This is a genomic window from Kineosporia sp. R_H_3 (assembly GCF_002198675.1).
Classification (GTDB): Bacteria; Actinomycetota; Actinomycetes; order Actinomycetales; family Kineosporiaceae; genus R-H-3.
In genome coordinates this window covers 18,513-27,440 of the sequence record NZ_MWLL01000112.1, presented here as the reverse complement: position 1 = coordinate 27,440, position 8,928 = coordinate 18,513, and the positions used below count along the sequence as shown (strand labels likewise).

Below are 8,928 nucleotides of genomic sequence, written 5' to 3'. Positions count from 1 at the left end.
CCCCTCGAAGGGCTGCCCCCGGCGGGACCCGACCTGCCGCTGTGAGCCGCCCCGCCCCCGGCAGGTCGCCGGCCGGCGGTCCGCCTAGGATCGGGTCATGTCCGCCGTCTCGCTCGACGCCGTCCACGCCGCCCTGGCCACCGTGAACGACCCCGAGATCCGCAAGCCGATCACCGAGCTCGACATGGTGAAGTCCGTCGACGTCGACGGCGCCCGGGTCGCGGTGACCCTCTTCCTTACCGTCGCCGGCTGCCCGATGAAGGCGACGCTGACGAAGGACGTGACCACCGCGGTCACGGGTGTCCCCGGCGTCGAGGACGTCACCGTCGAGCTCGACGTCATGTCGGACACCCAGCGCCAGGCGCTCAAGGACAAGCTCCGCGGCGGCGGCGCGGCCGCCAAGGAGATCCCGTTCGCCAAGGCGGGCTCGCTGACCCGGGTCTACGCGGTCGCCTCCGGCAAGGGCGGCGTCGGCAAGTCGAGCGTCACCGTGAACCTGGCGGCCGCGATGGCCGCGGACGGCCTGCGCGTCGGCGTCGTCGACGCGGACATCTACGGCTTCTCGGTGCCGCGCATGCTGGGCGTCGAGCAGCCGCCGACCCGGGTCGACGACATGATCCTGCCGCCCATCGCGCACGAGGTGAAGGTCGTCTCGATCGGCATGTTCGTGCCCGGCAACCAGCCGGTGGTGTGGCGCGGCCCGATGCTCCACCGCGCCCTGGAGCAGTTCCTCTCGGACGTCTTCTGGGGCGACCTCGACGTGCTCCTGCTCGACCTGCCGCCGGGCACCGGCGACATCGCGATCTCCACCGCGCAGCTGCTGCCGACCGCCGAGATCCTCGTCGTGACGACGCCGCAGACCGCCGCGGCCGAGGTCGCCGAGCGGGCCGGCTCCATCGCCCTGCAGACCAAGCAGCAGGTCGTCGGCGTCGTCGAGAACATGTCGTGGCTCGAGCTGCCCGACGGCAGCCGGATGGAGCTGTTCGGCAGCGGCGGCGGCCAGCGCGTCGCCGACTCCCTGGGCCGCTCGGTCGGCGCCGCGGTGCCGCTGCTCGGCCAGATCCCGATGGACGTCGCGCTGCGCGAGGGCGGGGACGGCGGCACGCCCGTCGTGCTGTCGCACCCGGACTCCCCCGCGGCCGTCGCACTGCGGGGCGTGGCCCGCACGCTGGGCCGCCGGGCGCGCGGGCTCGCCGGCCGGTCCCTGGGCCTCACACCGGTCGGCCGCTGACCCGGTCGCCGTCCAGGGCGTCCCGGCCCCGCGGGCCGGGCGGCGCGGTCAGGTCGCGTCGGGGTCGAACGCGGGCGCCGGCTCGCCGTCCGCCGCCGCACCGGAGCCGTTCGCACCGTTCCGCGCGGCACCGTTCGCACCGTTCGACGCCGCACCCTTCGCGCCCGCGCCGTTCCCGCCCTGCGCGTTGCGCAGGCCGAGCGGGTCGGCGGGGTCGAAGTCGGCGTCGGAGAGCGCCTCCCGGACGATCCGGCGCGGGTCGTACTGCCGCGGGTCGAGCTTGCGCCAGTCGACCTCGTCGAACTCGGGGCCGAGCTCCTCACGGACCTTGTCGCCCGCGCCCTGGGCCATCCGGCGCAGCTCGCGGACGAGCCGGGCCAGCGACTGGGCGTACTGGGGCAGGCGTTCGGGACCGAGCACGATGGCGGCGACCGCCAGCAGCACGATGAACTCGCTCGGGTTGATGCCGAACACGCCGTCAGGCTACCTGTTCCGGCTGGGAGCCGGACCGGGGCTACCCGTCCGAGGCCGCGAGGGTGACGGTGAGCTCCTGGCGGCGCCCGTCACGCCGGATCGTCAGCACGACCTGCTCGCCGACCGCCTTGGCCCGGACCTGGACGATGAGCTCCTCCGGCGCCGTCACCGGGACGCCGTCGACCGCGAGGATGACGTCACCCGGCCGCACCCCGGCCCGGTCGGCGGGTCCGCCCGGCGTGACGGCGTCCTGGCCGTTCTGCGGACCGGCCGAGACCCGGACGCCCTCGCCGGCGTAGTCCTGGTCGAGCAGGACGCCGACGATCGGGTGCACCGACTTCCCGGTCCGGATGAGCTCCTCGGCGGTGCGCCGGGCCTGGTTGCTCGGGATCGCGAAGCCGAGGCCGATGTTGCCCGCCTGCCCGGCGCCGCTGCCGGGGGCCCGGGCGATCGCGGAGTTGATCCCGATGACCCGGCCCCGCTCGTCGACGAGCGGGCCGCCGGAGTTGCCCGGGTTGATCGCCGCGTCGGTCTGGATCGCGTTGATGAACGACGTCGCGCTCTGGTCGCCGGCCACGACGGGCCGGTTCAGGGCGCTGACGATGCCGGTCGTCACGGTCCCCTGGAGGCCCAGCGGGGCGCCGATCGCGATGACCGAGTCGCCGACGACGACGCCCGCGGAGTCCCCGAGCGGGAGCGCCTTCCGGCCGCCGGTGTCCGCCTTGACGACGGCGAGGTCGTAGGAGGTGTCCCGGCCGACGATCGTCGCCTTCGCCTGGGAGCCGTCCTGGAAGACGACCCGGATGTCCCCGTCGCCCTCGGCCGCGGCCGCCACGACGTGGTTGTTCGTGAGGATGTAGCCGCCGTCGATGACGAACCCGGAGCCGGTGCCCTCCTCGCCGCCGCCGCTCACCTGGAGCGCGACGACGCTCGGCAGGACCCCGTTGGCCACCGCCGGCACCGTGCCGGAGGCGCGCTGGGTGCTGCCGCCCTGCGGGCTGGGCAGCGAGAAGCCCGGGTCGCGGACGACGCGGGACCGGGCCGAGTCGGCGAGCAGCCCGCCGGCGAAGCCGCCGGCCAGGCCGACGACGAGGGCCACGAGGGCCGCCACGAGGACGACGGAGCCGCGCCCCCGACCCCGCCGTGCCGGCTCCGGCTGCTGCCACACGGGCCGGGCGGGCGGGGTGCCCGGGTCCGCCTGGGGCATCGGCCGGGTGTCCTGCGGCGCGGTGCCCCAGGCCTGCCCGGTGGGCGGGCCGTAGGTGCCGAGGTCGTAGGTGCCGAGGTCCTGCGTGACCGGGGCGTAGACCGGCACGTACCCCGGCGGGGTCGTCGGCGACGCCCACGCCGGCGCGGGCTCCGGGTGGTCGGGCCGACCCCCCTGCGCCCGCACGTCGCCGTCACCGTCGCCCTGCGTCATGTCCGCCGTCTCCTACGCCGTGCCCACGATCCTGCGTGCTTCCCCTGCGACGCCACCCTGCCACAGCGCGACGACGCCGCCGCGCGACGGGCGCGCGGCGGCGTCGGTCCCTCCCCGGTGACCGCGGGCGGTCAGGGGGTGTCCGTGGCCTCGTCCGGGTCCTGCCCGAGCCAGCCGGCCGGGACGTTGACGAACGGCAGGTCGTTCGCCGTCGAGGTGCGCTCGACGACGAACGTCGCGACCGGCGGCAGCACCGTCGCGGGCGACAGGCTGGCCGCGGAGAACGTCAGGCCGGCGGCCCCGACCCCGACGACCGAGAGCGCGCCGAGCACCGCGGCAGCCAGTCGGCGACGCTGCGGCGTGCGCAGCCGTCCGCCCGGACGGACGGCTGCGCANGGCGGGCGGCGACGGGCCGTCCGGGGACGGAGGTGCCGGCGGCCGCCCGGACGACCCGGCCGCCGGGCTCACCGTGCCGCAGCGGGTCACCGTCCCCGGCGGGGGCGCCGCCGATGGCGAGGAGCCGCGCGGCGAGGTCGCCGGACGGCGCGGGGCTGCCGAGCGACGCGAGCCGGGACTTCATGAGGCGTTCGGCGTCGACGGCCTCGCGGCACGTCGTGCAGCCCGCGAGGTGCGCGTGGGCGCTCTCGGTGGCCTCCGGACCGAGCTGGCCGTCGACGAGGTCGGTGACCCGGTCGCCGAGGTGCGTCACCGGTGGTTCCTCCCCCCGGACGCGGCGTCGGCGGGGGCAGGCTCCTCTTCCCGTCGCAGGGCCGCCGGACGGCGGTGGGCGAGCGCCTCGCGGAGCTGGGCGCGCCCGCGGTGGATCCGCGAGCGGACGGTCCCGAGCTTGATGTCGAGCGTGGCGGCGATCTCCTCGTAGGACAGGCCCTCGATGTCGCAGAGGACGACCGCCGCGCGGAACTCCGGCGCGAGCGTGTCGAGGGCCGCCTGGACGTCGTGGTCGAGGTTGTTGTGCTCCCACGCGCGCTCCGGGCCGAGCTCGGCGGCACCGGGCAGCCGGTCGCCGGCGTCGTCGCCGAGGGCGTCGAAGCGGATGCGCTGCTTGCGCCGGACCTGGTCGAGGAACAGGTTCGTCGTGATCCGGTGGAGCCAGCCCTCGAAGGTGCCCGGGGTGTAGGAGGACAGCGAGCGGAAGACGCGGACGAAGACCTCCTGCGTGAGGTCCTCGGCGTCGTGCTGGTTGCCGGTGAGCCGGTAGGCGAGCCGGTAGACCCGCGCCGAGTGCTCCTGGACGACCTCTTCCCACGTCGGAGGCGTCCACGCGGCGTCCGCGGCGGCAGGGGTCAGGGCGTACCCGTCCGCGGACGTGTCGTCCCGCACCCGGCCGTCCTGCGGCCGTGCCCGGTCGAGACCGTCGCTCACGCCAGTACCTCCCGCGGTGCGACGACCGCCCAGCAGGCTCGTCCTGCCGCGCCCGGCCATCGCGTACGGCATCGTGTAGACCGACACCGTGCCTCCCATCGTTGCTCACCTTCGGCGGTCACGCCCTCCGGGGAACCCCCGGATCTCCTGGGAAAACCCTGGGAATCCGGGCCGGCGCGGACGCCGGGAGGCTCCTCGGGACCGGGCGTGCGTCCCGTTCTCCCGGAGCAACGGTCCCCGTGTCCCCACGGTTCCCGCCGCACAACTACGCTGGGCGCCGCACCCGCGCGCCCGCCCGCGCGGTCGGCACCGCACCGAGGAGGTCCTCATCAGCGCCCCGTCGCCCGCCACCTGGGCCTACGCCGAGAACTTCGTCCCCGAGGACGACGTCGTCGCCCGGGCGCGCTCGCGCGCCGGCGAGCTCGGCTGCACCGCCGTGGCCCCGGGCGTCGGCGCCGTGCTCCGCGTGCTCGCGGCCACCCTCTCCGCCCGTTCGGTCGTCGAGATCGGCACCGGCGCCGGTGTCTCCGGGCTCTACCTGCTGCGCGGCATGCCGGAGGAGGGCGTCCTCACGACCATCGACGTCGAGGTCGAGAACCAGCGCGCCGCGCGGGAGGCGTTCGCCGAGGAGGGCGTCCGGCCGAACCGCACCCGCCTCATCTCCGGCCGCGCCCTCGACGTGCTGCCCCGGCTCACCGACGGCGCCTACGACCTCGTGCTCGTCGACGCCGAGAAGACCGAGTACGAGGAGTACCTCGAGCAGGCGCTGCGCCTGCTGCGCCCCGGTGGCGTCCTCGCCGTCGACAACGCCCTGTGGCACGGCAAGGTCGCCGACCCCGCCCAGCGGGACGCGACGACGACCGCCGTCCGCGAGCTCGGCAAGCGGGTGCGGGCCACCCGCCGCCTCGTGCCCGCGATGCTGCCCTGCGGCGACGGCCTCCTGGTGGCGGTGGCGAGCTGACCTGGAGCTCCGGTGACCGCGTGGCCCCGATCAGCCCCGGGGCCGGTCCTCCGCCGCGCCGGCTGCTGCGCGGCGCCGAGCGGCTCCAGCACCTCGTCGGTCACCGGCTGCTCGTCGGCGTGACGATCCGGGAGCCGGACGGCGAGGTCGTCTCCCGCACCCAGTTCTGCGGGGTGGTCCTCGAGGTCGCGGACGGCGTGGTCGTCGTCGACAAGGACGGCGAGCCCGCGCTGCTGCCGTCGGACGACCTCGCGTACACCCCGGCCCCGCGCGGCACCTACCGGCTCGCCGGCAGCGGCGAGGTCATCGAGGACCCGGACTACGTGACGACGTGGGACGTCGTCCCCGAGCCGCCCGGGACGGTCGTCGTCCCGGAGTCCGAGGTCTGCCCCGACGACGACCGACCGGCCGCGGACGACGCGGACGACGCCGACCGCCCGGCCGGGGACCGCACGACGCAGGCCTGACGCCCGGCCGGCGTCAGCGCAGCGACTCGAGCCAGCGCAGCAGCACCCGGGCCCCCCAGCCGGTCGCGCCCTTGCAGACCTCGTGCTCGTCGCGGTCGGAACGGGCCACCCCGGCGATGTCGAGGTGGGCCCAGCGCCGTCCGCCGGCGAACTCGCGCAGGAACAGCGCGGCGGTGATGGAGCCCCCGCCGATCTTCGCGTCGGCGCTGACGTGCCGCAGGTCGGCGACCTGCGAGTGCAGCGCCGGCATGTAGTCCTCGACGAGCGGCATCCGCCAGACCCGCTCGCCGCTGGCGGCGGCGGCCGCCTCGAGCCCTGCGGCGAGCCGCTCGTCGGTCGCGTAGAGGGCGGCGTGCCGCTTGCCGAGACCGAGGGTGGCGGCACCGGTGAGGGTCGCGACGTCGACGAGGACGTCCGGGTCGAGGACGGCGTCGGCGTAGGCGAGCGCGTCCGCGAGCACCATCCGGCCCTCGGCGTCGGTGTTCGCGACCTCGACGGTGCGGCCGCCGTAGTGCCGCACGACGTCGGACGGCCGGTAGGACGACCCCCCGACGGCGTTCTCGGCGAGCGCCAGGAGGCCGACGACGTGCCGGCGGACGCCGAGCGCCCGGCACGCGGCGAGCGTCGCGAGGACGACCGCGGCCCCGGTCATGTCGGTCTTCATGGGGACCATGCCCTCGCGGGGCTTGATCGACAGGCCGCCGGTGTCGAAGGTGATGCCCTTGCCGACGAGGACGACGGGGCCCCGGGATGCGGCGCCGCGGCCCGCGGCCACGTCGTCGTCCGGGACGTGGTCGAGCCGGACGAACCGGGGCGGCGTCGAGGACCCGCGGCCCACCGTGACGATGCCGCCGAAGCCCTCGGCCTCGAGGCCGTGCTCGTCCCAGACCTCGGCGAGCAGGCCGGTGTCGGCTGCGGCCTCGAGGGCGCGGTCGACGACCCACTGCGGGTTCTTGACGTTCGAGGGGGTCACCGCGAGGTCGCGGACCGCCCACGTCGCGGCGGCGTGCTCGAGGCCGCGGGCGAGCGCGTCGTCCCGGTGCCGGCCGGCGAGGACGACGTGCCCGACGGGGGCGGCGTCGTCCCGGGAGCGGGTGCCGGTCGCGGGCGCCGTGTACGCCCCGAGCAGCAGGCCCTCGACGACGGCCCGGGTCCCCGCCTCGCCGCTGCCGGCGCCGAGGCTCGTGACGAGCCGGGCCCGGCCGCGGGTCGACCGGCCGAGGGCCGCGCCCGCCCGGCGCAGGTCGGCGGGCTCACCGGCGCCGGTCCCGAGCAGGACGAGCCGGCGGGGCAGCCCGTCGCGCAGGACGGGTACCCGGACGACCTCACCGGCCCGGCCCGAGACCTTCTCGCCGGCGAGGACCGCGTCGAGGTCGACGTCGTAGCGGGCCGCGGCCGCCCGGGCGGCGGCGTCGGGCCGCGGGGCGTCGGAGCCCTTCGGCCGGGCCACCGTGACGGCGAGGACGTCGACCCCGTCGAGGTCGGTCCCGGCACCGAGCGGCTCACCGGCGACGACCGTCACGGGCGGCCGGCGGACCGGCGGCGCGGTGCGCCCCCGGGTCGTCCGGTTGGTCGGAACGGTCCGGACCGATGCCACACGTGCCTCCCGCCGACGTGCCGGCCCGGCGGCCGACCGCTTGCCCTCCCGACCCTACCCAGGCCGGGCGGCGGCGGGGCGGCGGGCGCACCGGGACGGCGACGGGCCCGGTGCGACCGAGGTCGGCACCGGGCCCGTGGGAACGGTTCGTCAGTGGTACGTCAGCCGACGACCGCCTTGAGGGCGTCGCCGAGCTCACCAGCCTCCGTGGCGGACATCTCCACGACCAGCCGACCGCCGCCCTCGAGCGGGACGCGCATGACGATGCCGCGCCCCTCCTTGGTGACCTCGAGCGGGCCGTCCCCGGTCCGCGGCTTCATGGCCGCCATGCGCCATCCCCTTCCTTGTTCGGTGCCGCACGAGCGCCTGCGCACCCCGGACGAAGCCGGACATGCCGCATGTTCGGCACCCGTACGCAGCGTGATCCTGCCTATTATCCCGTGCGGGGGTCCCCAGGCGAAACGCCCTGCCGTTCCCCGCGAGTCCTCTACCCGCAGTGACCGCTCCCCACGAGTGACCGTTGTCACGTCCGGACGGCCCCGCGGGGGCGTCCGGGGAGTAGGTTCTCCTGCCGTGACGAGCGCGCAGCCCTCCCCCGCCGGCGACGGGCCCCTGCCCGTCGTGACCTCCGACGCGGGCGGGGTCCGGACCGTCCGGATCGACCGGCCGGACGCGATGAACTCGCTCGACACCCCGACGAAGGTCGCCCTGCGGGACGCCCTGCTCGCCGCCGCGGACGACGACGCCGTGCGCTGCGTCGTCCTCACCGGGACCGGCCGGGCGTTCTGCGTCGGGCAGGACCTGCGCGAGCACGTCCGCCTCCAGCAGACCCGCGACGAGGCGCTGTGGCGGACGGTCCCCGAGCACTACAACCCGATCGCGCTCACCCTCGCGACGATGCCCAAGCCGGTCGTCGCGGCGGTCAACGGGGTCGCCGCGGGCGCCGGCGCGGCCTTCGCGTTCGCGGCCGACCTGCGGATCGTCGCGGCGTCCGGCGGGTTCAACCTCGCGTTCACCGCGATCGCCCTCTCGGCGGACTCGGGTGCCTCGTGGTGGCTGCCGCGCCTGGTCGGCGCGGCGAAGGCCAAGGAGCTGCTCCTCATGCCGCGCACGGTCGGGGCCCAGGAGGCGCTCGAGCTGGGGCTCGCGACCGAGGTCGTCCCCGACGAGGACTTCCCGGCCCGGGTCGCCGAGGTCGCCGGCCGGCTCGCGGCCGGCCCGACGCTCGCCTACGGCGCGGTCCGCCGCGCGGTCGCGTACTCCGCGACCCACGGCCTCGAGGACTCCCTCGCGCACGAGGCGACGCTCATGGACCTCACCGGCGCGAGCGCCGACCACGCGGCCGCGGTCGCCGCGTTCCTCGCCAAGGAGAAGCCGGTCTTCGAGGGCCGCTGA

Annotated in this window: 9 protein-coding genes; 4 read left to right on the top strand and 5 right to left on the bottom strand. The window is 76.3% G+C overall.

Annotated elements, in window-relative coordinates:
* Positions 1 to 97 precede the first annotated feature (97 nt).
* Complete coding sequence (locus tag ECOMGDLI_RS10920; RefSeq protein WP_088316862.1) at positions 98 to 1,231, top strand: Mrp/NBP35 family ATP-binding protein; 1,134 nt, start codon at positions 98 to 100, stop codon at positions 1,229 to 1,231.
* 48 nt (positions 1,232 to 1,279) lie between these two features.
* Here ECOMGDLI_RS10920 and ECOMGDLI_RS10915 read toward each other — a convergent pair whose 3' ends face one another.
* From ECOMGDLI_RS10915 to sigE, 3 genes are all read right to left on the bottom strand, one after another.
* Positions 1,280 to 1,705: a Sec-independent protein translocase TatB gene (locus tag ECOMGDLI_RS10915; RefSeq protein ID WP_088316861.1), complete on the bottom strand. Its 426-nt coding sequence runs from the start codon at positions 1,703 to 1,705 to the stop codon at positions 1,280 to 1,282.
* 40 nt (positions 1,706 to 1,745) lie between these two features.
* Positions 1,746 to 3,125 (bottom strand): S1C family serine protease, encoded by a 1,380-nt coding sequence (locus ECOMGDLI_RS10910; protein WP_143447644.1) that lies wholly within the window; start codon positions 3,123 to 3,125, stop codon positions 1,746 to 1,748.
* A gap of 705 nt (positions 3,126 to 3,830) precedes the next feature.
* Complete coding sequence (gene sigE, locus ECOMGDLI_RS10895) at positions 3,831 to 4,568, bottom strand: RNA polymerase sigma factor SigE (protein WP_088316865.1); 738 nt, start codon at positions 4,566 to 4,568, stop codon at positions 3,831 to 3,833.
* Between the two features lie 268 nt (positions 4,569 to 4,836).
* Here sigE and ECOMGDLI_RS10890 point away from each other — a divergent pair, with 268 nt between their 5' ends.
* Positions 4,837 to 5,469: an O-methyltransferase gene (locus ECOMGDLI_RS10890; protein WP_088285678.1), complete on the top strand. Its 633-nt coding sequence runs from the start codon at positions 4,837 to 4,839 to the stop codon at positions 5,467 to 5,469.
* Between the two features lie 20 nt (positions 5,470 to 5,489).
* A complete protein-coding gene (locus ECOMGDLI_RS10885) occupies positions 5,490 to 5,936 on the top strand; it encodes a hypothetical protein (protein ID WP_088316858.1) in 447 nt (148 codons plus the stop codon).
* 13 nt (positions 5,937 to 5,949) lie between these two features.
* Here the strand turns inward: ECOMGDLI_RS10885 and ECOMGDLI_RS10880 are convergent, their stop codons facing one another.
* Positions 5,950 to 7,533 (bottom strand): M17 family metallopeptidase, encoded by a 1,584-nt coding sequence (locus ECOMGDLI_RS10880; RefSeq protein ID WP_088316857.1) that lies wholly within the window; start codon positions 7,531 to 7,533, stop codon positions 5,950 to 5,952.
* Between the two features lie 161 nt (positions 7,534 to 7,694).
* Complete coding sequence (locus ECOMGDLI_RS10875) at positions 7,695 to 7,862, bottom strand: DUF3117 domain-containing protein (protein WP_088285672.1); 168 nt, start codon at positions 7,860 to 7,862, stop codon at positions 7,695 to 7,697.
* Between the two features lie 283 nt (positions 7,863 to 8,145).
* Here ECOMGDLI_RS10875 and ECOMGDLI_RS10870 point away from each other — a divergent pair, with 283 nt between their 5' ends.
* Complete coding sequence (locus ECOMGDLI_RS10870) at positions 8,146 to 8,928, top strand: enoyl-CoA hydratase/isomerase family protein (protein WP_369812737.1); 783 nt, start codon at positions 8,146 to 8,148, stop codon at positions 8,926 to 8,928.